General features: G+C 66.1%; 19 protein-coding genes and 1 pseudogene. 10 read left to right on the forward strand and 10 right to left on the reverse strand.

Translation table 11 applies throughout. The features are described 5' to 3' along the window. Positions 1 to 65 precede the first annotated feature (65 nt). The 9 genes from WI560_RS01735 to WI560_RS01775 form a co-directional block, all read right to left on the reverse strand. Positions 66 to 659 (reverse strand): L,D-transpeptidase, encoded by a 594-nt coding sequence (locus WI560_RS01735; RefSeq protein WP_375306650.1) that lies wholly within the window; start codon positions 657 to 659, stop codon positions 66 to 68. Between the two features lie 415 nt (positions 660 to 1,074). Then, complete coding sequence (locus WI560_RS01740) at positions 1,075 to 2,046, reverse strand: hypothetical protein (protein ID WP_375306651.1); 972 nt, start codon at positions 2,044 to 2,046, stop codon at positions 1,075 to 1,077. A gap of 103 nt (positions 2,047 to 2,149) precedes the next feature. Next, positions 2,150 to 2,713: a redoxin domain-containing protein gene (locus WI560_RS01745; RefSeq protein WP_375306652.1), complete on the reverse strand. Its 564-nt coding sequence runs from the start codon at positions 2,711 to 2,713 to the stop codon at positions 2,150 to 2,152. Between the two features lie 31 nt (positions 2,714 to 2,744). After that, on the reverse strand, positions 2,745 to 3,443 hold the full coding sequence (locus WI560_RS01750; protein WP_375306653.1) for a cytochrome c biogenesis CcdA family protein: 699 nt from the start codon (positions 3,441 to 3,443) through the stop codon (positions 2,745 to 2,747). 419 nt (positions 3,444 to 3,862) lie between these two features. Beyond that, positions 3,863 to 4,474, reverse strand: a complete 612-nt coding sequence (locus WI560_RS01755) for a sigma-70 family RNA polymerase sigma factor (RefSeq protein WP_126257197.1) — start codon at positions 4,472 to 4,474, stop codon at positions 3,863 to 3,865. Positions 4,475 to 4,893: 419 nt separating this feature from the next. After that, positions 4,894 to 5,628 (reverse strand): response regulator, encoded by a 735-nt coding sequence (locus WI560_RS01760; RefSeq protein WP_375306654.1) that lies wholly within the window; start codon positions 5,626 to 5,628, stop codon positions 4,894 to 4,896. A 10-nt stretch (positions 5,629 to 5,638) separates the two neighbouring features. Then, entirely contained in the window at positions 5,639 to 7,384 is a 1,746-nt protein-coding gene (locus tag WI560_RS01765) for a DUF3369 domain-containing protein (RefSeq protein ID WP_375306655.1), read from the reverse strand. Next, entirely contained in the window at positions 7,354 to 9,375 is a 2,022-nt protein-coding gene (locus tag WI560_RS01770) for an ATP-binding protein (protein ID WP_375308971.1), read from the reverse strand. Before WI560_RS01770 ends, WI560_RS01765 begins: the two co-directional genes overlap by 31 nt. A gap of 63 nt (positions 9,376 to 9,438) precedes the next feature. After that, the gene (locus WI560_RS01775; protein WP_375306656.1) at positions 9,439 to 10,434 is read right to left on the reverse strand and encodes a TRAP transporter substrate-binding protein; all 996 of its coding nucleotides are present in this window, start codon (positions 10,432 to 10,434) and stop codon (positions 9,439 to 9,441) included. 204 nt (positions 10,435 to 10,638) lie between these two features. Here WI560_RS01775 and ugpB point away from each other — a divergent pair, with 204 nt between their 5' ends. The 10 genes and pseudogenes from ugpB (at position 10,639) to WI560_RS01825 (ending at position 21,822) form a co-directional block, all read left to right on the forward strand. Next, positions 10,639 to 11,961 (forward strand): sn-glycerol-3-phosphate ABC transporter substrate-binding protein UgpB, encoded by a 1,323-nt coding sequence (gene ugpB, locus WI560_RS01780; protein WP_375306657.1) that lies wholly within the window; start codon positions 10,639 to 10,641, stop codon positions 11,959 to 11,961. Positions 11,962 to 12,097: 136 nt separating this feature from the next. Then, positions 12,098 to 13,040: pseudogene (locus WI560_RS01785) on the forward strand (aminoglycoside phosphotransferase family protein). Between the two features lie 404 nt (positions 13,041 to 13,444). Beyond that, entirely contained in the window at positions 13,445 to 15,067 is a 1,623-nt protein-coding gene (locus tag WI560_RS01790) for an ABC transporter substrate-binding protein (protein ID WP_375306658.1), read from the forward strand. 218 nt (positions 15,068 to 15,285) lie between these two features. Beyond that, a complete protein-coding gene (locus WI560_RS01795; RefSeq protein WP_375306659.1) occupies positions 15,286 to 16,299 on the forward strand; it encodes an ABC transporter permease in 1,014 nt (337 codons plus the stop codon). 3 nt (positions 16,300 to 16,302) lie between these two features. Beyond that, positions 16,303 to 17,202, forward strand: a complete 900-nt coding sequence (locus WI560_RS01800; RefSeq protein WP_257197518.1) for an ABC transporter permease — start codon at positions 16,303 to 16,305, stop codon at positions 17,200 to 17,202. Between the two features lie 94 nt (positions 17,203 to 17,296). Beyond that, positions 17,297 to 19,105 (forward strand): dipeptide ABC transporter ATP-binding protein, encoded by a 1,809-nt coding sequence (locus tag WI560_RS01805; protein WP_375306660.1) that lies wholly within the window; start codon positions 17,297 to 17,299, stop codon positions 19,103 to 19,105. Positions 19,106 to 19,124: 19 nt separating this feature from the next. Beyond that, a complete protein-coding gene (locus WI560_RS01810) occupies positions 19,125 to 19,304 on the forward strand; it encodes a DUF4089 domain-containing protein (protein WP_194404923.1) in 180 nt (59 codons plus the stop codon). A gap of 7 nt (positions 19,305 to 19,311) precedes the next feature. Continuing rightward, positions 19,312 to 20,706: an AtzE family amidohydrolase gene (locus WI560_RS01815; protein WP_375306661.1), complete on the forward strand. Its 1,395-nt coding sequence runs from the start codon at positions 19,312 to 19,314 to the stop codon at positions 20,704 to 20,706. 1 nt (position 20,707) lies between these two features. Continuing rightward, complete coding sequence (gene hpxZ / locus WI560_RS01820) at positions 20,708 to 21,103, forward strand: oxalurate catabolism protein HpxZ (RefSeq protein ID WP_257179351.1); 396 nt, start codon at positions 20,708 to 20,710, stop codon at positions 21,101 to 21,103. Beyond that, the gene (locus WI560_RS01825; protein ID WP_375306662.1) at positions 21,100 to 21,822 is read left to right on the forward strand and encodes a GntR family transcriptional regulator; all 723 of its coding nucleotides are present in this window, start codon (positions 21,100 to 21,102) and stop codon (positions 21,820 to 21,822) included. The genes hpxZ and WI560_RS01825 overlap by 4 nt, the downstream gene beginning before the upstream one ends. Positions 21,823 to 21,922: 100 nt before the next feature. Here WI560_RS01825 and atzF read toward each other — a convergent pair whose 3' ends face one another. Next, entirely contained in the window at positions 21,923 to 23,740 is a 1,818-nt protein-coding gene (atzF, locus tag WI560_RS01830; RefSeq protein WP_375306663.1) for an allophanate hydrolase, read from the reverse strand. Positions 23,741 to 23,812 lie beyond the last annotated feature (72 nt).

Genomic DNA, 23,812 nt, shown 5'->3' on the forward strand with positions numbered 1-23,812 from the left:
CGGACAGGCCGCGCCGGCAAGGCGCGACGCGGGCGTCCGAAGAGATCATGCTCGTATCGTATCTCTCAGAGCTCAGGCTTCTGCCGGATGACCACTTTGGTGCCGACAGGGACGCGGTCGTAGAGATCGGCGACGTCGTTGTTGACGAGGCGGAAGCAGCCCGAGGACACCTTGGTGCCGATCGTGTCGGGGCGGTTGGTGCCGTGGATGCGGTAGACGGTGGTGCCGAGATACATGGCGCGGGCCCCCAAGGGATTGCCGGGGCCGCCGGCCATGAAGCGCGGCAGATAGGGCTGGCGCTGGATCATCTCCGGCGGCGGCGTCCAGTCCGGCCACTCCTTCTTGTTGGTGATGGTCACCAGCCCCTGCCACTGGAAGCCGTCGCGGCCGACGCCGATGCCGTAGCGGATCGCGCGCCCGCCGGGCTGCACCAGATAGAGGTGACGTTCGGCGGTCGAGACGATGATCGTGCCCGGCGGCTCGGTGGTGCGGAAGTAGACCACCTGCTTCTGCCATTCCGGCTCGAGCTGGTAACCGTCATCGGCGATCAGGCCCGGCTCGTCGCCGCGGTCGGGCTGCTGGGCGAAGCCTTGCGGTGCGGACAGGAGCAGGCCGATCGCGGCCACGCATATTCCGGTCAGGTGACGAAAATCCGCCATTTCAATCTCTCCCCGCTGCCACAGCGCAAATCATTCAAAGCCATCAAACCTGAGGGGCAAGTTCATGGCAAGTTGATGGCGTGCCGCCTCGATATGTCACGAGAATACCTACGGTTTCTTGACCGTGCCCGGCAATGCCACAATCAGGGGATGGCGCGAAAAGCATAGATCGTCGCCGCAGCGGTAGTGCGCTCCCTCCCCGGCAAGGTCAGGGTTATCGCATATGGCGCTTTGCGAGACCTGGGCGCGCCTCGTCCTTCGAGACGACCGCTTTCGCGGTCTTCTCAGGATGAGGCTCAGCAGCATTGGTGCTCGTTGAAACTGGTGCCGCGCACCTGGTCCCCATCCTGAGGGCCCGCCAACGGCGGGCGTCTCGAAGGATGGCCACAGGCGAGATCGCTCCCAGGCCGTAGCGTCAGATCTTGTTGCTCTCCGGCGCGATTCCCAGCCGCCGCACGATCTCGGTCGCCACCGCGCGCGCTTCGGCCCGCGATCCGATGCGGGGGCTGCGAAACCTCCGCCCCGAGCGCAACCGGATGGTGACGATGCAATGTTCGTCCTCGGAGCGGCCGCGGCGCTCGACGGTGATCGTCTTCACGTCTGGTCCCTCGATATGATCGGCGCGCGGGGTGCCGTCGCCCCACAACCGCTCGACGCGTATATCGCCTTGCCCAATGACCCAAAACGCACCGGTCAGGAGGTTGGCATATCTGTAGACCGCGAACGCCGCGAGCGCACCGAGCGGCAGTAGCAGGATGTCGACATGGCTGGGCGGCCATCCGCGCCACAGCTTGTAGGCGTAGGGCAGGGCGAACAAGGCGACGGCGATCAGCGCCACGATCCTGATGTCCCGCGCGGAAAACGCCTCGAGCGGCTCGCCGAGATGCATCTCGGGATTGCTGGCGTCGAGCGGATTGACGGGCTCCTCGACATTAGGAACCTCGAACTGCGCCGCGATCCGCGCCACGGTGTCGCGAACATGGGTGACGTCCGAGATCGGTGGAGATGTCAGGCGCTCGCCCGAAGCCAGCGTGAACACGAGTTGGAAGCGCGCCTTGATCCGCTTGCTGCCGGGAACCTGCAACGCCGTGATGTCGTCTTTTCCGACGACCCGCGTGCGGAGCTTGCCGAACGGACTTTGCCGCCCGATCAGGATCTCGTTCGCCGTGATGATCCACACCACGGCCGGCGCCATCATGATGCCGACGACGAATCCCGCGCCGACGAGCAGCGCAACCACGGAGATGATGATCTCCAGCGTGTCGTGCGTGAACAGGCCGGGCGTGAAGCACAGCGCAACGGCCGCCGCAAAGGCGGACATCACCAGCCGCTGCGCGATCGAAGAGCCTTCACGAAGGCGAATATCGGTGCTGGTGTTCGCGTCCATTGCGGGCGGCTGATTCCGTCGCTCGCGAAACTCCACGGACGGGTCCACGGAGTCAAGCAACAAGGCCGGCAACTGAAACCCGCCGCGCGAGGCCCGCGCTGCATCAGCTGCCGGCGTTGAGCAGCTTTGCCACGGTCCGGTCGATCTGGTCGTAAGCCCCTTCGCCGGCGTGCTGGAACACGATCTTGCCGCTCTGGTCGATGATGTACTGTGCCGGCCAATATTGGTTGCGGTAGGCGTTCCAGGTCCTGGAATCGTTGTCCTGCGCCACCGGATAGGTGATGCCGTGACGCTTCAGCGCGGCTTGCACATTGGAAGCCGAGCGCTCGAACGGGAATTCCGGCGTGTGCACGCCGACCACGACGAGCCCCTTGTCCCGGTATTTGGCGTAGAGCTCGGTGACGTGCGGCAGCGTGTTGACGCAGTTGACGCAGCCATAGGTCCAGAAGTCGACCAGCACGACCTTGCCGCGGAGCTCGGCGAGGCTGAGCGGCTTGGAGTTGAACCAAGTGTTGATGCCGGTGAAGTCCGGCGCGGCCTGCTGGCTTGCTGCGGCGACGGTGATCGGCGTTGCGCGCGCAGCCTCGCCGCAGAGGCCGGGGATGACGGCGCCTGTTACGGCCATGCCGATGATGGCGGCGGTCACAGCGAGCAGTTTGAAAGTCATGGAAGCGTCCTCCAGGTGAAATCTTGGATGGTCACAGGCCGATCTGGCCGGTCGGGTAGAAGCCGGTGAGCCACGCCACGATCAGCGTGTCGTATTGGAAATAGGCGGCGACCGCGAAGCCGATCACGACGATGCCAAAGCCCTGCTGAAGGCGCGGCGTGATCCGCGCGAGGCTGCGCACGCGCGCGGTCGCGGCCTGTCCGCCATAAGCGATCGCCAGCATCGGGATCGCCGCGCCAATGGCGTAGACGATCAGCAGCGTGCCGGCCCAGCCGAGATTCTTCGACGTCGCAACCAGTGTCAGGATCGAGCCGAGCACCGGCCCTGCGCAGGGTGTCCAGACCAGACCGAGCGTGGTGCCGAGGATCAGCCCGCCGAGCGCGCCCTCGCGCTGCGCGCCGCCTGCGCTGCCGAGATCGAGCCAGCCATTGAGCCGGCTCGACAGCCATTCGAACGGCGCCGGCCACAGCATCAACAGGCCGAAGCCGAGCAGCAGGATCGAGGCGGCCTCGCGCAGCACGCTCGGATCGAAATCGAACAGCCGCGTCAGCGCGCCGAGCAGCAGCGCGACGGCCGAGAAAGAGACGACGAAGCCGAGCGCGATCATCGCGGGGCGCCAATGCCCCGCGCGCCCGATCGAGGCGCCGAACAGGATCGGCAGCATCGGCAGCGTGCACGGCGCGGCGATGGTGAGAATGCCGGCAAGGAAAGCGAAGACTAGCTCGAGCATGGCGCACTCGCGGGGGGAGGTCACGAGGGCAGTTCGGGATGGAGAAGGCGGTCGTTACGGAGCGTCACAGCTTCGTGACGGCCGGCTCTTTGGCGTGGGAGCAGGGGCTTTGAAAGGCAGCCTGTCAGCCGCGGCGGCATTTGCGCTTCCTCCCCGCGAGGGGGAGGGAATAAGAGCGTAATGACCGCCTCACCCGGGGACGCCGACAAGCCCCAAACACAAAACGACCCGGAGGGGGGCATCCCGTCCGGGTCGTTGGAGGTCCTTGGGAGGTTTAAGCAAAACCGTATGTGAGCTTTATAGGGGGGAAGTTTTTCCGCCTGATGTTGTGCTTTGTTTCAATTGTTTCGCGGGCGGTAACACTTCCGTGTCCTGGAAAGGACCAATTTGAGGTCCTATCCCATTGAAATACCTGAGCTTCAGGCGGCAAAGCGCTCGACGCCGCAGCCTTTAAGCAATTCGGCCAATTGCTTGCGGGCGTAGAACATCCGCGTCTTCACCGTGCTCTGGGGAATGCCGATGATCTGCCCGACCTCCTCCACCGACTTCTCGTGGTAGTAGATGAGGTTGATGATCTCGCGATGGGCGGGCGACAGCTTCTGCACGCAGGCGCGCAGGATGGCGCTGGTGTCACTGCGGTCGAGCGAGGTCTCGGGCGTATCGTTGCCGTCGGGAATCTGGCGCACGTCCTCCTGGTCGATGTCCTCGAAGCGGCGCTGGCGCATCGCGGTCAGGGCCTTGAAGCGGGCGATCGAGAGCAGCCAGGTCGAGACCTGCGAGCGGCCCTGGAACTGGCCGGCGGTCCGCCACACGTCCAGGAACACCTGGCTGACGAGGTCTTCTGCCGCGGTGGCGTCGCGCACGATGCGCAGGATGAAGCGGTACACCCGCACATTGTGCCGGCAATAAAGGATGTGCATGGCCGTCCGGTTGCCGTCGGCAATGCTCTCGAGGAGCATGTCGTCCGAGGTCGCCTGAGCGGCGATGATGCTCTGGCTGGCTTGGGCGTTGATGGCGATGACGTTCGGCATGGACTTGGCTCCCCGTAGCGCCGCAACCGAGCGGCGTTTCCTTGGACCAAAGTGTTAATCAGCCAACGTTTCGGGACGTCTGCACGAAAAGCGGAAAATGGTTTCGTGCGCCGCCAAATTGTTTCGTCGGAAGGGGCACGACGAAACATTCGGAGCAAAAAAGCGTGGAATTTCAATGTACGGAAAATACGGGGGCGGGGATTCGCGGGCGGACAGGGACGTCACGGAACGAATCCCGGCGATTTGCGTTCGGCCGCGAAAGCACATTGCGCCGTTGCGGGCGCCTGCAGCCAGGATGGGCGGTCTCGTAGGGTGGGTAAAAGCGCAAAGCGCTGTGCCTACGTTTCTCTCACGTGCCTACAGAGGTGGTAGGCACGCTCCGCTTTGCCCGCCCTACGGCACCGGTGGGTGTGCCGCCCTTACGCCTTCTCGCCCTGCGGCGAGAACAGGTAGCCGCCGCCGCGGATGGTGCGGATCACGGCCGGCTTGGCCGGGTCGGGCTCGATCTTGCGGCGGATGCGCATGATGCGCAGGTCGACGGCGCGGTCGAAGGCTTCGGCGTCGCGCGCATTGGCCAATTCCAGCAGGCGTTCGCGCGACAGCACGCGCTTCGGATTGGCCGCGAACACTTTCAACAGCCCGAACTCGGATGCGGTCAGCGGATGCTCGTTGCCCTCGTCGTCGCGCAAGGCCTGGGCTTCGAGATCGAGCCATTTGGTGCCGAAGCGCACCAGCTGCTCCTTGTCCGATTTCGCCGCCGCCTCCGGAGCGGCCGCCTTGGCCGGCACGCTCCGGCGCAGCACCGAGCGGATGCGCGCCATCAGCTCGCGCAGCTCGCAGGGTTTGGCGACGTAATCGTCGGCGCCGAGCTCGAGCCCGACGACGCGGTCGATCGGGCTCGCCGTCGCCGTCAGCATGATGACCGGCACGTTGATGCGGCTCTTGAGGTCGCGAATGATCGAGAGCCCGTCTTCCTCGGGCATGTTGAGGTCGAGCACGACGAGATCGGGCATGCTGCCCTGGATCGCGGTGCGCAGCGACTTGCCGCCGTCGCACAGCGTCACGGTGAAGCCGTGCATCTTGAGATAATCGCCGACCATCTCCCGGGCCGGGGCTTCATCGTCGACGATCATGATGTGCTGGCTTTGGGTCATGGCGGCTTGATCACGGCATTTCGGTCGCGGGGAGGGTGATGGTGAAGGTCGAGCCCTGGCCGGGCCCGCCGCTGTTGGCGGTCACCTCGCCGCCATGCATGTCGATGATGCGCTTGACGATGGAGAGGCCGAGCCCGGTCGAGCTCTCGCCGGCGGTCGGCTTGGCCGACAGCCGCTGGAAACGGCCGAACAGGCGGCCGAGATCCTCCGGCGACAGGCCGGCGCCCTCGTCGCTGACGCGCACGATGGTGTCGCCGCCCTCATGGCTGACGGCGACGTCGATCCTGCCGCCGATCGGCGAGTATTTGATGGCGTTGCTGATGAGATTGTCGATCGCCTCGCGGATGCGGTCGGTGTCGCACATGGTGACGATGTTGGCCGGCGCGGTGACGCTGATCGCCTGCTGCTTGTTGACGGCGAGCGGCTGGTTGGCTTCGGCGACCTCCTTGACCAGGGCGGCGACGTCGACCGGCTCGCGGCGGATGGTGATGTCGAAGGCGTCGGCCATCGCGTCCGAAATGAGATGGTCGACCATCGTGGTCAGGCGCTTGGTGGCGTCGCGGATGTGGTCGACCTGGGCGACCACGCCGCTTTGCGAGGCGCCGGTCGAGATCAGTTCCTTCAGCATCTCGGTGCGTCCGAGGATGACGCCGAGCGGGTTCTTCAGGTCGTGGGCGACGGTGCCCAGGATCTCGTTCTTGAAGCCGTTGGCGCGCTGCAGCCGCAGCCATTGCGCCGAGAGGCGGCGGTTGGCCTGCATCAAGGCGCGCGTGCGCTGGGCGACGCGGTCCTCCAGCTGCGTGTTGGCGTCCTGCAGCTGCTGATACAGGATCACGTTGTCGAAGGCGATCGAGAGCCGACTTGAGAAGATCTCGACCAGCGAGCGGTCGGTCTCGGACAGCTCGCGCTCGGCCTGCAGCAGCACCACCACCTCGCGGCCCGAGCCCGTGCGCAGATAGATCACGCTGCGATGGTCGGCAAACTCGTTCTTGCGGCGCTGGAACGCGGCCTCCACCATCGCCCGCAGATCGGGATCGAGCGCTTTCGACGTGGTGGTGCCGATGAAGCGGCTATAGCAGCCGCTGCCGGCGAGCACCGAGAGCTCGGGGTCGAGGCCCCCATTGTCGCGCAGCACCAAGATGCCGGCGCAGTCGACGTTGAGGAGCGAGGCGAGCTGGGTCAGCACGCCTTCGGCGAGCCGCTGCATCGACTTGAAGTCGTACAGCGTCGAGGCGGCATCGATGATGATCTCGAGCCCGCGCCTTGTCTGCACCATGCGCTCGAGCTGCTGATAGGAGCGCAGCGCCGCGGTCAGCGAGGTGAACAGCTTGTCGGCGGTGAGCTCGGTCTTGGCCTTGTAGTCGTTGATGTCGTACTGCACGATCACGCGCCGCTCCGGCGCCTGGCCGGGCTGGCCGGTGCGCAGGATGATGCGGACGGTCTCGTTCTTGATCTCGTTGCGGATGAACTCGACCAGCTCGAGGCCGGCGACGTCGGTCTCCATGATGACGTCGAGCAGCACGGCGGCGATGTCGCTGTGCTCGGCCATCAGCTTGCGGCCTTCCGCCGCGGAATAGGCCGACAGGATCTCCAGGCTCTGGCCGTTCAGGCTGTAATCGGACAGAGCAAAACGGGTGCCGTCATGCACGGCCGGATCGTCGTCGATGACGGCGATCTTCCATTTCCGGGCGTTGGCATCCTCCGATGCGGTACCGGTGTCGTCGATCAGGTGGAGGACATCGTCCTGTTCGGCCATTGAGAAGTCCCGTCAATTTCTGTGCTTTGCGCGCCGCCCTTGGCGATGCGGGGCATGATAATGCGAAAAGTAGTGCCTTGTCCCAGCTTGGATTCCAGCATCATGCGGCCGCCGAGCTGCTGGGTGACGAGGTTATAGACGATATGCAGGCCGAGTCCCGTGCCGCCTTCATTGCGCCGGGTGGTAAAGAAAGGGTCAAAGGCCTGGCGCTGCACGTCCGGGGTCATGCCGGCCCCGTCATCGGTGAAGATGATCTCGATATCCTCGGCCCCGCGTGGCCGCGCCGAGATCGTGATGGTGCCGGCGCGCCCGTCGGCGAAGGCGTGGTTGGCGGCGTTGAGGAACAAATTGGTCAGGATCTGGCCATAGGAGCCCGGGTAGCCGTCGAGCAGCAGCCCCTCGGGCACGTCGACCTCGAGCGTGATCGGCGAGCGCTTCAAGACCGGGCGCAGGCTGGCGATGATCTGGTCGGTGGCCTCGCTGAGCGAGAATTGCCGCCGCTCGGCATGGGAGCGGTCGACCGCAACCTGCTTGAACGACTGGATCAGCTCGCCGGCGCGCTGGAGATTGGCGACCAGCTGCTGTGAGGCGTCGCGCGAGGACTGCACGAATTCTTCCAGCTGCGAACGGCGCAGGCCGCCCTCACCCCTGAGCTGGGCCTCGAAGATCTCGGTGCGCCGGGCAAAGCTCGAGGCAACCGTCAGGCTGATGCCGATCGGGTTGTTGACCTCGTGCGCGACGCCGGCGACGAGGCCGCCGAGCGCCGCCAGCCGTTCGGCGTCGATCAGGTTCTGCTGCGCGGTGTTGAGCTCGAGCAGCGCGCTTTCGGCCTTTTCCTTGGAGGCGCGGAGCTCGTCCTCGGTCCGGCGCTTGGCGATGGCGTTCTCGCGGAACACCTCCACCGCGCGCGCCATCGCCCCGACCTCGTCGCGCGCCTTGGTGCCCTGCACCTCGCGGTCGAGGTCGCCAAGCGTGATCGCGCGCATCGCGGTCATGATCTGCTGCAGCGGCAGCCGGATCGACAGCGCGATCATCACGCCGGCGGTGAGGATGATGCCGAGGAAGATCACCGCGATCGACAACACTCGCCGCGAAATATCAGCCAGCGTGCGGTCAAAGGTCGCCTGCGCCTTCTGCTCGCGCTGGCGCATCTTGGTGGAGAGGTCGTCGATGGCGCCGATCGCCTCGGCCTGGCTGGCGTCGATGCTGTTGCGCAGGAGCTCGGTGCGGTTCGCAAGCTGCTCGGACAGCTTGGCGAAACCCTCGCGCAGCGCGGCGGTGCGGGCCCCGAGCCGCTGCAGCGCCATGCGCTGGAGGTCGTTGTCGGCGAGATCGATCATCACGGGGATGGTCTTCTCGATCGTTTCGGTGTTGCGGCGCGCGTCGTCGGCCGCGCCCGTCGACAGCGACAGGTAATAGGAATTGGCGGCGACCAGCATCGCGGTGAAGGCCTCGCGGGATTTTCCGAGCGAGGGCCAGATCAGCGCATCGCGGTGGCCGGTGGCGCCTTCGATGATGGAGTAGAGGCCCGCCATGTCCCGGGCCGGGCCCTGCACCTGCTCCTCATAGGTCTTCGCGATGGTGGCCTGCAGGCCGCGCAGCTCGCCGAAGCCGTTGAGGAAGCGGTCGGTGGTGCGCTCCAGCTCCTCGACCGAGCCTGACAGCATCGGGTCCTTGGCGGCGCGGTTGGACAACGTGCCCAGCACCGCCTCGCGCAGCAACAGGATCTCGGCGAACAGGTCCGGGCTCGGCTGGTTGATGTAGCGGTGGATCAGATTGTGCAGCCGTCCGGTCTCGCTTTCGAGCAGCGCCAGGATGCGGTCGGATTCGCGCACCTGGCGGACATCGTCCCAGGCCGAGCCCAGCACCTGCGCGCCGTTCCAGATCATGGCGACCAGCACCACCACCACGGCGGAGTTCAGCGCGGCGATCGACAGGATGCGCCAGCGGATCGGCACTGCCCGCAGCACCCCGACCAGACGCGCGCGCATCCGCCCGATCGGGCCGGGCGACCGTTCCGCGTGCTCGTGATGTCCAAGCGCAGCCAACGCGGCTCACTCCACCTTGCGAATGCGTTCGATCAGCGCGGCCGCGGCGGCATCGCGGCCGGCCTTGGCGTAAATCGGGGCCATCGCGTCCTCGAACGGCTTGCGGTCGATATCCCTGATGATGGTGACGCCGGCTTGCTGCGCCTTGCGCTGCGACTGCTCCTCGAGATCGCGCCATTTTTCGCGCATGAACCGGCTGGAGCGCTGGGCGGCCTCCCGGAAGATTTTCCGGTCGTCCGGCGACAGGCTCTGCCAAGCCTTCAGCGAGATCACGAGGACCTCGGGGCTCATCGTGTGCTCGGTAAGGGTGTAGTGGCCGGCATGCTTGTAATGGTCCGTCGTCACGAAGGATGGCCAGTTGTTTTCCGCACCGTCGATCAGATGGTTGGCGAGCCCGGTCAGCACCTGCCCATAGGGCAGCTCGACCGGCTCGGCGCCGAGCGCGCGGACCATCTGGCTCATCAACTCCGACTGCTGCACCCGGATCCGCAATCCCCTGAGGTCCGCAAGAGTCTTAACCGGGCGAACTCCGTTATAGATCGACCGCGCGCCGGAATCGTAGAAGGCGAGCCCGACGAAGCCGTACGGCTCGAAACTGTCGAGGATCTCGCTGCCGACGGGCCCGTCCAGCACCTTCTGCATGTGCTCGATGGACCGGAACAGGAACGGCATGGCGAGCACGTTCATCGCCGGAACGAAGTTGCCGATCAGCGCCACGTTGGTCCGGTTGAGGTCGATCGCACCGACCCGGGTCTGCTCGATGGTCTCCTTTTCCTCGCCGAGCTGGCGGGAGTGGAACACCTTGATCTCGTGGCGGCCCTGGGTGCGCTCGGCGATCAGGGCGCCCATGTAACGCAGCGCCTGGACGGTCGGGTAATCCTCGGTCTGGGTGTCGGCGGCGCGAAATTCGCGCGCAACGGCGCCCGTCGTCCAGACGGTAAGCAGAAGCGCGACGAAGATCACCCCGGTCCGCGAGAGTTCGGCACGGCTCAACACAGGCACACTCAACCCCTCAGTGGTGGAGTCTATGGCGGATGGAAAAGGTTCAATGCAATCTAGCAGATGGTCAAGGGAAGGCCATCCCGCGTGAGCCTGCAGACCGATTGTGCGGCGCGGCCGCCGTTCATTCCCGGTTGAAACCGGAGATGCCGCGCCTTAAGCAGGACCGCCGCGTTTCTTGACCGCGGGCCGGGAAGAGCCATCCTGATGTCAGCCTTACGCCTCTTGCAGCTCGCTGCCGTCGTTGCGGCGCTTTCATTGGCCGCCCCCGTGCGCGCCGCCACCGACATCGCCTGGTGGCACGCCATGTCCGGCGAGCTTGGCCGGCAGCTCGAAAAGCTCGCCACGGACTTTAACGCCTCGCAGTCCGATTACCGCATCGTGCCCGTCTACAAGGGCAATTACACCGAGACGGTGACAGCCGCGATCTTCGCCTTCCGCTCGCGCAGCCAGCCGGCGATCGTCCAGGTCAACGAGGTCGCCACCGCCACCATGACCGCGGCCAAGGGCGCGATCTACCCGGTGTTCAGCCTGATGCGGGACCAAGGCGAGCCTTTCTCGCTCGCCGATTACCTGCCCGCGGTCTCCGGCTATTACACCGATGCGGCCGGCAATTTGTTGTCGTTCCCGTTCAATTCCTCGACGCCGATCCTCTACTACAACAAGACCATGTTCCGCGACGCCGGCCTCGATCCCGAGGCGCCGCCGAAGACCTGGCCGGCATTGGGGCTGGCTGCAAAGCGCCTGCGCGACAAAGGCGCTGCATGCGGCTTCACCACGTCCTGGCCGTCCTGGATCCATGTCGAGAACTTCTCCGCCTTCCACAATCTGCCGGTGGCGAGCCGGGCCAACGGCTTTGCCGGGCTGGATGCGGAATTGACCATCAACAATCCCACCCTCGTGCGTCACATCGCCCAGCTCGCCGAATGGCAGAAGACCAAGGTGTTCGACTATGGCGGCCGCGGACAAGCGGCCGAGCCGCGCTTCCAGAGCGGCGAATGCGGCATCTTCATCGGCTCCTCGGCGACGCGCGCCGACATCAAGGCGAATTCCAAGTTCGAGATCGGCTACGGCATGATGCCGTATTGGCCCGACGTGAAGGACGCGCCGCAGAACTCGATCATCGGCGGTGCCACGCTGTGGGTGCTGCGCGACCGGCCGCGCGAGGAATACAAGGGCGTGGCGCGCTTCTTCGCCTATCTGGCGCAGCCCGGCGTGCAGGCCGCCTGGCACCAGAACACCGGCTACCTGCCGATCACCCGCGCCGCGTTCGAGCTGACGCGGTCGCAAGGCTTCTACGAGCGCAATCCGGGCTCGGCGATCTCGTTCGAGGAGATCACGCTGCATCCGCCGACGGAGAATTCGAAGGGCATCCGGCTCGGCTCCTTCGTCCTGATCCGCGGCGCGATCGAGGACGAGCTGGAGCAGGCCTTTGCCGGCCACAAGAGCGCGCAAGGAGCGCTGGATTCCGCCGTCGAGCGCGGCAACAAGCTGCTCCGCCAGTTCGAGCGCGCCAGTCCGGAGCGGTAGCGTCTTTGCGCATGATCCTTCCACGGCGTCATGGCCGGGCTTGTCCCGGCCATCCACGCCTTGCCGCAGCCGCAGAACGTGGATGCCCGGGGCAAGCCCGGGCATGACGGGCCCCCCCCATCACTGCGCGATCCCGATGACGCTGCCATATCTCACCGACGCCGCAAGCTTCCGCGCCTTCCGCTCCGATGCATCGCGCTGGTTGCCGATCACGCTCGACATCGCCCGCAGCCACGGCCTCGATACCAGCGCGCCGCATGTGTTCGCGACCGGCACCAACCTCGTCGTCGGTCTCGGCCAGACGCTGATCCTGAAAATCTTCCCGCCGCTGCTTCGTGCCCAGTTCGTCTCGGAGCGCGGCTCGCTGTTGCAACTCGCCGGCCGCCTCCCGCTGCCGATTCCCGAGATCGTCGCGGAGGGGATGCGCGACGGCTGGCCCTACCTGATCATCACGCGGCTATCAGGCACGCTCGGTTCGGAGGTCTGGCCGCAGCTGGCGGAAGTCCAGAAGGAGCGCGTGCTGCGCCAGATCGGCGAGACCATCGCGGCCGTGCAGCGCGTCCCGCTCGGACCGCTCGCACAGATTGAGCCGCGCTGGGACGACTTCATGCGGAGGCAGATGCAGGGCTGCCGTGCCAGGCACACCCGTCTCGGCCTTGCGCCAAAATTTCTCGCCGGGCTCGACGATCTCCTGCGCGATGCAGCAGAGCTGATTCCGATGAACGCGCCGCCGGTGATCCTGATCGGCGAATACATCCCGGAAAATTTCCCGCTCGCCTGCGATGACGACCAGTGGTCGCTTGCCGGCCTGTTCGACTTCGGCGACGTGCTGGCGGGGTGGCGCGACTACGACCTGCTCGGTCCCAGCGCGTTCATGGCGGCGGGCCGGCCGGGCCGGGTGAGGAGCCTGCTCGAAGGCTTTGGCTATTCAAAAACCCGATTTCGCGCTCAAGCGCCGGCTGATGGCCTTGATGCTGCTGCACCGGGCCAGCGATCTCAACAGCCACATCTGCATCGAGGGCTGGCAGCAGCAAGCGGACGATCTGGTCGGGCTGCAGGAGCTGATCTGGCCGGGCTGAGCGCCAACCTCCCCTGTCATTCCGGGGCGCCGCGAAGCGCGAGCTATGGTGCGCAATTGCGCACCTGAGAATCCATTGTCAGGCGCGTGCTGCCGCCCGATGGATTCCGGGCTCGGTGCTGCGCATCGCCCCGGAATGACGGCGATGGTGAAGCTGCAGCGGGACGTTCTCTAAAGGGTCATCCTCTGCCGCCTCGCGAACGAGCGGCGATGTTTCCTTGCATAATTTATATGCAAATGACGTTCTTTGTATGCAATTCACTACGCCGCCGAGCCTCGCGGCTTTCAGCAATATTGGAGAGATATAACGATATCAGCGCCTTACAGGTTTGTAACGTCTCGTTAAGCCTTGGCACGAACCTTGCGAATCCGGTTCCAACCAAAACCTTTGTGTTGGAGCATTTCATGAAGCGCCGCGATTTCCTCAAGTCCGTTTCCGGATTGGCCGCCGGGGCGGCGCTTCCGGCCATGCCGTCGGTGATCTCCACCGCCTATGCCGACGCCCGCTCGGAGACGCTGCTGATCGTCTCGGAAGGCGGCCCCAACAATCTCGACATCCACGGCGTCGGCACCAACGTGCCCGGCTATGAGGTGTCCTGGAATTGCTACGACCGCCTGATCAGCCACGAGATGAAGAGCGGCCCCGGCGGGGTGCCCTATTACGACCGCGACAAGTTCAAGGGCGAGCTCGCCGAAGACTTCAAGATCGACGACATGTCGGTCACCTTCAAGCTGCGCAAGAACGCCAAATTCCACGACGGCACGCCCGTCACCGCCAAGGACGTGAAGTGGTCGCTCGACCGCGCCGTCAGCGTCGGCGGCTTCCCGACCTTCCAGATGAGCGCGGGCTCGCTGACCAAGCCGGAGCAGTTCGTCGTGATCGACGACCACACGGTGCGGGTCGACTTCCTGAAGAAGGACAAGCTGACGATCCCCGACCTCGCCGTGATCGTGCCCTGCATCGTCAATTCCGAGCTGGTGAAGAAGCATGCCAGCGAGAAGGACCCGTGGGGTCTGGAATTCACCAAGCAGCAGACCGCGGGCTCCGGCGCCTACAAGGTGACGAAGTGGACCGCCGGCACCGAAGTCATCATGGAGCGCAACGACGATTGGGTCTGCGGTCCGCTGCCGAAGATCAAGCGCGTGATCTGGCGCATGGTGCCGCAGGCCGGCAACCGCCGCGCGCTGCTGGAGCGCGGCGATGCCGATATCTCCTACGAGCTGCCCAACAAGGACTTTCAGGAGATGAAGGCCAACGGCAAGCTCAACGTGGTGTCGCTGCCGTTCTCCAACGGCATCCAGTATATCGGCATGAACGTCACCAAGCCGCCCTTCGACAATCCGAGGGTGCGCCAGGCCGTGGCCTACGCGCTGCCCTATCAGAAGATCATGGACGCGGTGATGTTCGGCCTCGCCAATCCGATGTTCGGGGCGCCCAAGGACAAGCCGACCGAGGTGGCCTGGCCGCAGCCGCACAAGTTCAACACCGACATGGAGAAGGCGAAGGCGCTGCTGACGGAGGCCGGCTACGCCAACGGGTTCGAGACCACGATCTCGTTCGATCTCAACTTCGCCGGCGTCAACGAGCCGCTCTGCGTGCTGGTGCAGGAGAGCCTCGCCCAGATCGGCATCAAGACCACCATCAACAAGGTGCCCGGCGCCAACTGGCGCACCGAATTGAACAAGAAGGAGATGCCGCTCTTCACCAACGTGTTCTCAGGCTGGCTCGATTACCCCGAATACTTCTTCTACTGGTGCTATCACGGCAACAATTCCGTCTTCAACACCATGAGCTACAAGTCGGCGGAGATGGACAAGCTGATCGACGGCGCGCGCACGGCGGCCGCGGCCGGAGACAAGACGGCCTACGACAAGGACGTGAAGGGCTTCGTCGATCTCGCCTTCGCCGACATCCCGCGCATTCCGCTCTATCAGCCCTTCGTCAACGTCGCGATGCAGAAGAACATCAGCGGCTACCAATACTGGTTCCACCGCAGGCTCGATTATCGCGCGATGGCGAAGGGGTGAGGCGGCATGGGGCCAACAGTGCTGGCTGTCCTCCCGAGTAGCGCGGGCACGCTCTTCAGGCTCCCTCCCCCCTTGCGGGGGAGGGTTGGGGAGAGGGGTAGCCACGAACTCAGACCTCTCCCGGGGCCACCCCTCTCCCTAGCCCTCCCCCGCAAGGGGGGAGGGAACGCAGCGGCGTGTGCGGCCGGCGGCGTGCGCAACACGCGCAGGAGCACCCCATGCTGACCATGATCGGCAAGCGCCTGATGTTCGCGATTCCCTCGCTGATCGGGGTCGTCATCGTCACCTTCCTGCTGACGCGCGCGTTGCCTGGCGATCCCGCCGCCTACTTCGCCGGCCCCGCCGCAACCAAGGAGGCCGTCGAGCAGATCCGCAAGAAGCTCGGTCTCGACAGGCCGCTGATCGAGCAGTTCTTCCGCTACACCAATGATCTCGCCCATGGCGACTTCGGCAGCTCGCTCACCACGGGACAGCCGGTCGCGGCCGAGATCCGCAACCGTCTGCCGGCCTCCGCCGAGCTGACGCTGCTCGGCCTGATCGTCTCGGTCGTGATCGCGATTCCGCTCGGCGTGTTGGCAGCGACGCGCCCGGGGTCGTGGATCGACCATCTCTGCCGGGTCACGACGACGGCAGGCGTCTCGCTGCCGGTGTTCTTCACCGGCCTCGTGCTGGTCTATGTCTTCTATTTCCGCCTGGGCTGGTCGCCGGCGCCGCTCGGGCGTCTCGACGTGTTCTACAGCGCGCCGCCGACGGTGACCGGCTTCTACCTGATCGATACGCTGATCGCGCGCGACCTCGAGGCCTTCCGCTCGGCACTGAGCCAGCTCATCCTGCCGGCGACGACGCTTGCGATCTTCTCGCTGGCCCCGATCGCGCGCATGACGCGCGCCTCGATGCTGGCGGTGCTGGCATCCGAATTCGTCCGCACCGCGCGCGCCAGCGGCCTGTCGCCCGCGACCGTGATCGTCACCTACGCCTTCCGCAACGCGATGCTGCCCGTCATCACCACGCTCAGCATGGTGTTCTCGTTCCTGCTCGGCGCCAACGTGCTGGTGGAAAAAGTGTTCGCCTGGCCCGGCATCGGCTCTTACGCCGTGGAAGCCCTGATCGCATCGGACTTCGCGCCGGTCCAGGGCTTCGTGCTGACCATGGCGGTGATGTACGTGCTGCTCAATCTCGTGATCGACATTTTGTACGGCGTGATTGATCCGCGCGTCAGGTTGGAGGGCTAGGTGATGAGCTCGGTTGCGCCTGCTGTCGAACCCGTCGGTCCCGCCCGCACGTCCGGGCTGTCGGCGATCCTCGACCAGACCCGCTACGTTCTCGGCGAGAACAAGGTCACCGGCTTTGCCTTCGCGCTGCTGATCCTGATCCTCCTTGCCGCGATCTTCGGCCCCTACGTGGTGCCGTACGATCCCCTCGCCTCGGACACCGCGGCGGCGCTGAAGCCGCCGTCGGCGGCGCATTGGTTCGGCACCGACCAGCTCGGGCGCGACATCTTCAGCCGCGTCATCGTGGCGACGCGGCTCGATACCTTCATCGCGGTCGCCTCGGTCGCGCTGGTGTTCCTGATGGGCGGCCTCGCCGGCATCGCGGCCGGTTACTTCGGCGGCTGGACCGACCGCATCGTCGGCCGCATCGCCGACACCATCATGGCCTTTCCGCTGTTCGTGCTGGCGATGGGCATCGTCGCCGCGCTCGGCAACACCGTGCAGAACATCATCCTGGCCACGGCCATCGTCAACTTCCCGCTCTATGCCCGCGTCGCCCGCGCCGAGGCCAATGTCCGCCGCAACGCCGGCTTCGTGCAGGCCGCGCGCCTCTCCGGCAACGGCGAATTCCGCATCCTGCTGGTGCACATTCTGCCGAACATCATGCCGATCATGATCGTGCAGATGTCGCTGACCATGGGCTACGCCATTCTCAACGCCGCCGGCCTGTCCTTCATCGGCCTCGGCGTGCGCCCGCCGACCGCCGAATGGGGCATCATGGTCGCCGAGGGCGCCGGCTTCATGGTGTCAGGGGAATGGTGGATCGCGCTGTTCCCCGGCCTCGCTTTGATGATCGCCGTGTTCTGCTTCAACCTCCTCGGCGACGGCCTCCGCGACATCGTCGATCCCCAGCGGAGGACATGATGGCAAATTTCCGCCAGAAATTCTCCAACGATTCCAACGCTGTTCTACTGTGCATGGGGTTGTTTTCGCACTTTTTGAGTGACGGCAGGCCTGCATGACCGCCCAGCCGCTGCTCGACGTCCAGGACCTCACGGTCGAATTCACCACCCGCCGCGGCATCGTCAAAGCCGTGCAGCACGTGAACATTTCCGTCGCCAAGGGCGAGACGCTCGCCATCGTCGGCGAGTCCGGCTCCGGCAAGTCAGTGACCTCCTATGCCGTGATGCGCATCCTCGACCGCGCCGGGCGGATCGCCGAGGGCTCGGTGATGTTCTCCGGCATCGACGTCAAGGCGGCGAGCGAAGACCAGATGCGCGACCTGCGCGGCCGCGAAGTCTCGATGATCTTCCAGAATCCGCGCGCCGCGCTCAATCCGATCCGGAAAGTGGGCGACCAGATCGAGGACGTGCTGCGCACCCATGTGCAGCAGGCCCAGGTTAGCGATCGCGGCGAGAAGGCGATCGAGGCGCTGGAGCAGGTCAAGATCGCCCGCCCGCGCGAGCGCTATCACGCCTATCCGTTCGAGCTGTCCGGCGGCATGTGCCAGCGCGTCGTCATCGCGCTCGCGCTCGCCTGCAATCCGCAGCTCCTGATCGCGGACGAGCCGACCACCGGCCTCGACGTCACCACGCAGAAGGCGGTGATGGATCTGATCGTCGAGCTGACCAGGCGCCGCGCGATGTCGACCATCCTGATCACTCACGATCTCGGCCTCGCCGCTGCCTATTGCGACCGCGTCGTCGTCATGGAGAAGGGCCGCGTGGTCGAGACCGCCAAGGCCGCCGACATCTTCGCCAACCCGCAGCACCCCTACACCAAGAAGCTGATGCGCGCGACGCCGCGGCTGGGGGTGAGCTTGCGGGATCTGTTGCCGGAGGAGGATACGAGCGCAGCGGCGTCCTTCGCCTCTCCCCGCGCGCGGGGAGAGGCCGACACGCGCAGCGTGGCGGGTGAGGGGGGCTCTCCCAGCACCGTGCTCGCGGAGAGTCCCCCTCACCCCGACCCTCTCCCCGCAAGCGGGGCGAGGGAGCAGACGCCCCTCCTTCTCGTCGACAAGCTCGTCAAGGAATATCCCCGCCAGGGCGCCACCGCCGTGCTCGGAAGACTGTTCAGCCGCAAGCCTCCGATCGAACCCGACGTGTTCCGTGCCGTCGACGGCATCAGCTTTGCGATCGGCCATGGCGAGAGCGTCGGGCTGGTCGGCGAATCCGGCTGCGGCAAATCGACCACGTCGATGATGGTGATGCGGCTCCTGGACCAGACCTCCGGCCTGATCCGGTTCGACGGCGAGGACATTTCCGGCATCGCGCCATCCGCCTTCGCCCGCCTGCCGCAGCGCAGCCGCATCCAGATGGTGTTCCAGGACCCCACCGACAGCCTCAACCCGCGCTTCACCGCCGCCCGCGCCATCGCCGACCCGATCATGCAGCTCGGCGACGTCAGGGGACGCGACGCGCTGCGCGTCCGCTGCGAGGAACTGGCGACCATGGTCGGCCTGCCGCACAATCTGCTCGACCGCTTCCCGCACCAATTGTCCGGCGGCCAGAAGGCCCGCGTCGGCATCGCCCGCGCCATCGCGCTGCATCCAAAGCTCGTCATCCTGGACGAGCCGACCGCGGCGCTGGACGTTTCGGTTCAGGCCGTCGTGCTGAACCTGCTTCAGGACCTGAAGCAGCGGTTAGGTATGAGCTACCTGTTCGTCTCGCATGATTTGAATGTGGTGCGCCTGTTGTGCGATCGTGTCATTGTGATGCGGACGGGGCGGATCGTCGAAGAGGGCTCTTCCGAGCAGGTCTTGAGCGATCCGCAGGACGACTACACCAAGGAACTGCTGACGGCGATCCCGCATCCGCCGTTGCATTGAGAGATTGTTTGGGAGCGTGATGGCCGAGCCGCTGGACGATTATATCGACGCATTATCGAAAGCGCTGGCGCTGCCGGTCGAGGAAGCCTGGAGGCCCGCTGTGCGCGCCAACCTCGAAGTCTCGCTGCGGCTCGGCCGCATGGTCGACGAATTCGCGCTGCCGGACGAGACCGAGCCGGCGCCGATCTTCACCGCGTGATGCTGCCATGACCGGCAAGCCAGAGATGACGGCCGCGCAGATCGCGGGCGCGGTTGCGGCCCGCAAAATGTCCGCACTCGATGCCGTCGAAGCCGCGCTCGCGCGCATCAAGCAGCATGACGGCATCCTCAATTCCTTCACCGATATCACCGCCGATCGCGCCCGCGCCAAGGCACGCGCGATCGATGCCGACATCGCCGCAGGCAAGGAAGCCGGCCCGCTCGCCGGCGTTCCCTTCGCCGTGAAGAATCTGTTCGACGTGGCGGGTCTGCCGACGCGCGCCGGCTCCAAGATCAACCGCGATCTCGCACCCGCCAGCCGCGACGCCACGCTGATCGAGCGCATGGAAGCCGCCGGCGCCGTTCTCGTCGGCGCGCTCAACATGGGCGAATACGCCTACGACTTCACCGGCGAGAACGTCCATGACGGCCCTTCGCGCAATCCGCACGACACGACGCGGATGACCGGCGGCTCCTCCGGCGGCTCGGGCAGCGCCGTCGGCGGCGCGCTGGTGCCGATCGCGCTCGGATCGGACACCAACGGCTCGATTCGGGTGCCGTCGTCGTTCTGCGGCATCTTCGGCCTGAAGCCGACCTATGGCCGGCTGTCGCGGGCGCGCTCGTTCCCGTTCGTCGCGAGTCTCGACCATCTCGGCCCGTTCGCACGCTCCGTCACCGATCTCGCGCTCGCCTATGACGTCATGCAGGGGCCGGACCCGGAGGACAGCGCCTGCACCACGCGCGGCCTCGAGCCGACGCTGCCGCTGATCGCCAATCCGGTGTCGGATCTGCGCATCGCGATTGCCGGCGGCTACTTCCAGAAGAACGTGTTCCCGGAAGCCGTCGAAGCGGTCAGCCGCGTCGCCAAGGCGCTCGGCGCAACTGAGGTCGTGGACGTGCCCGAGGCCGCCCGTGCCCGCGCGGCGGCCTATGTCATCACCACGACCGAAGGCGCATCGCTGCATCTCGATCGCCTGCGCAAGCGACCGAACGATTTCGATCCGGCGGTGCGCGACCGGCTGATCGCGGGCGCCATGGTGCCGGCGCCGCTGGTCGACCGCGCCCAGAAATTCCGCCGCTGGTATCGCGCGCAGCTCGCAGACATCTTTAAGTCGGTCGACGTGCTGCTGGCGCCGGCGACGCCCTGCACGGCCCCGAAGCTCGGCCAGGTGAACTTCAATCTCGACGGCGTCGAGCTGCCGGTGCGCGCCAATATCGGCATCCACACCCAGCCGATCTCGTTCATCGGCCTCCCGGTGGTGGCGGTCCCGGTGCCGCTTGAGCCGTTGCCGATCGGTGTGCAGATCATCGCCGCGCCCTGGCGTGAGGACATTGCGCTCCGCGTCGCCTACGCCCTGGAAAAGATGGGCGTGGTCGCCGCGCCGTCGCCGAGAGGAATCTGAGATGGAGATCGATCTCCCCGAGGTCATCGCGGAAGTCAAAGCCGCGTTCGATCGCTATGAGCAGGCCCTCGTCAGCAACGACGTCGCCGTGCTCGGCGAGCTCTTCCGCAACGATCCCCGCACCTTGCGCTACGGCATCGGCGAGAACCTCTATGGCCATGCGGCGATCAGCGGCTTCCGTGCCGCACGCTCGCCCGTCGGCTTGAATCGCCGCACGGCCAGGACGGTCATTACCAGCTATGGCCGCGACACCGCGGTCGCCTCCACCCTGTTCTATCGCGACACCGCGCCCGGCAAGGTCGGCCGGCAGATGCAGACCTGGATTCGCTTTCCCGAGGGATGGCGTGTCGTCGCCGCCCATGTCAGCGTCATCGACGAGCCGAAAGAGACCGCATGACGCTCGACGATCTTCCGCAGGGGGCAGCGCCGGCCGAGCCGGTGGTGCCTCGCGTCGACCGGGCGCGGCCCAGCGTGCACAAGGTCACGCGCGCCGAGGAGCTGCGGCTGCAGCTCGCCGACGAGATCGTGCGCGGCGCCCTCGCGCCCGGTGCGCCGCTGGACGAGACCGACGTCGCGCGCCGCTTCAACGTCTCGCGGACGCCGGTGCGCGAGGCGCTGCGTCAGCTCGTGGCAAGCGGCCTCGTCGAGGCGCGCGCCCATCGCGGCGCGGTGGTGGCGCAGCCCTCGATCGAGCGGCTGACGAGCATGTTCGAGGCGATGGCGGAGCTCGAGGCGCTGTGCGCCGGCCTTGCGGCCGAGCGCATGGCAGCTAGCGAGCGCCATGGCCTGGAGGCCATCCACGAAGAGCTGCGCGTGCTGAGCTACACCGGCAACCCTGATCGCTTTCACGAGGTCAACGAACGCTTCCACAACGCGATCTATGCCGGTTCACAGAACGGCTACATCGCCGAGATTACGCTCGCCACCCGCGTCCGCGTGCAACCGTTCCGTCGCGCCCAGTTTCGCAATCTCGGCCGATTGGCAAAATCGCATGCCGAGCACGACCGCGTCGTCGTCGCCATCATGCGCGGCGACAAGCAGGGCGCGGCCGCCGCGATGCGCGCGCATATCGAGCTGGTGCGCGGGGAGTACGAGATCTACGCGGTGTCGGTGTAGGCCGCGGGCGCGGTGCCGTAGGGTGGGCAAAGGCGCGAAGCGCCGTGCCCACGGTCTTCTTATAATTCAGAGAACGTGGGCACGCTACGCTTTGCCCACCCTACGAAATTGACTTTGTGGCAGCTTCCTTCATATACGCGCGCCATCCCCCATAAGCCGTGATATCACGCGCGTCGCCCAGCACCTCCGGCTCGACCAGAAACCCCTTCACGCTGCGGCCATCGGCAAGCCGCACCGTGCCGATCGCCATCGGCGACGGAATCGCGTTGACGAATTGGCCGAAGGCGGCTGGCGACAGCGACCAGATCTCCAGCTCGATCGCCGCGCCCATGCCGGCGGCGACGCGCAGCATGCCGGGCTTTGGCGGCGTGGTCTTGAGCGCGTAGAGCTTGTAATCGGACGCAGTCCTGGTTGCCTCGATCAGGCGTCCGTCCAGCGCCTTCAACTCGCCATTCAGCACCATGCCGGACAGATGCGCGCCGACCACGGCGATCGGGATGTCGTCGCTGCGGCCTGCGGGCAGCGGCGCGAGCGGTGCCTGCGCCGCACCCTTGGCGCCGAGACCGAGCTTGGTATCCGCATGGAAGACGCGGCCGATGCTCGCGAGCAGCGCGTCATGCCCCGCGGGGGCGAGCAGCGTGATGCCGAACGGAATGCCGTCGCTGCGCATCGACGCCGGCAGCGCGAGGCCGCAGAGGTCGAGCAGATTGACGAAATTGGTGTAGGTGCCGAGCCGGCTGTTGAGCTCGATCGGATTGGCGAGCACCTGCGCGGTCGTATAGGCCGTCGGCGCCGTCGGCAGCACCAGCGCGTCGATATTGGCAAAGGTGCGCTCGGCGATCCTGCGCAGGCCTTGCAGGCGGTACAGCGCGGAGAACGTTTCGGCCGCCGTCAGCCGCGCGCCGGCCGCGGTGATCTCGCGCGTCACGGGATGGATCGCATCGGGGGCGGAGGCAAGCAGATCCTTGATCACGAGATAGCGCTCGGCGACCCACGGCCCCTCATAGAGCAGCCGCGCCGTCTCGTAGAACGGCTCGAGGTCGAACTCCACCAGCGTTGCGCCGAGCGCGGTCCAGCGCTTCAGCGCCTCGGCGTAGGCAGTCTCGGCATCCTTGTCGCCGAAGAAGATCAGCTGTCCGCTGCGCGGCACGCCAAGGCGCAGATCTGCCGGGAGCGGCGTCATCGCGCCAAGCGGCCGGTCGCGTGAGAACGGATCGGCCGGGTCCGGTCCCGCCATCACGGACAGCGCCAGCGCCGCGTCGTCGACCGTCAGCGCGAACACCGAGATGCAGTCGAGGGTACGGCAGGCCGGCACCAGGCCGGCATTCGAGATCATGCCGAGGCTCGGCTTCAGCCCGACGATGTTGTTGAGCATCGCCGGCACCCGCCCCGAGCCGGCAGTATCGGTGCCGAGCGCCAGCGGCACGAGGCCGGCGCCGACCGCCACGGCGGAGCCGGAGCTCGAACCGCCGGGAATGAGATCGTCGCGAACTGAATTCCTGGGAATGCCGTAGGGCGAGCGTACTCCGACGAGGCCGGTCGCGAACTGGTCGAGATTGGTCTTGCCGATGATGATGGCACCGGCGGCGCGCAGCCTCGCCACCGCGGTCGCATCATGGGCCGGCGCGGTGGAAAAGGCGGGGCAGGCGGCGGTGGTCGCAAAGCCCAGCGCGTCGATATTGTCCTTCACCGCGACCGGCACGCCGTACAGCGGCAGGCTGGCGGCATCCGCACGCGCGGCGAGCCTCTCGGCCTCCGCGACCGCATCCTTCTCGTCACGCAGGCTGATGAAGATGGCGGGATCGCCGTTATCGCGGATGCGCTGATAGGTCCGCGCGACCGTCTCTGTCGGCGTCAGCGTGCCGGCGCGATGCGCGGCCACAATCGCGGCGATCGTTTCAGGCTGCTCAGCCCTCATGGCGACAAAACTCCGGCAATCTGTCCTCATCGCGAGGGAAGCAAGCGATGTGCCATTGTGTACAATGCCAGG

This window comes from Bradyrhizobium sp. A11 (genome assembly GCF_042077125.1).
Classification (GTDB): Bacteria; Pseudomonadota; Alphaproteobacteria; order Rhizobiales; family Xanthobacteraceae; genus Bradyrhizobium; species Bradyrhizobium japonicum_B.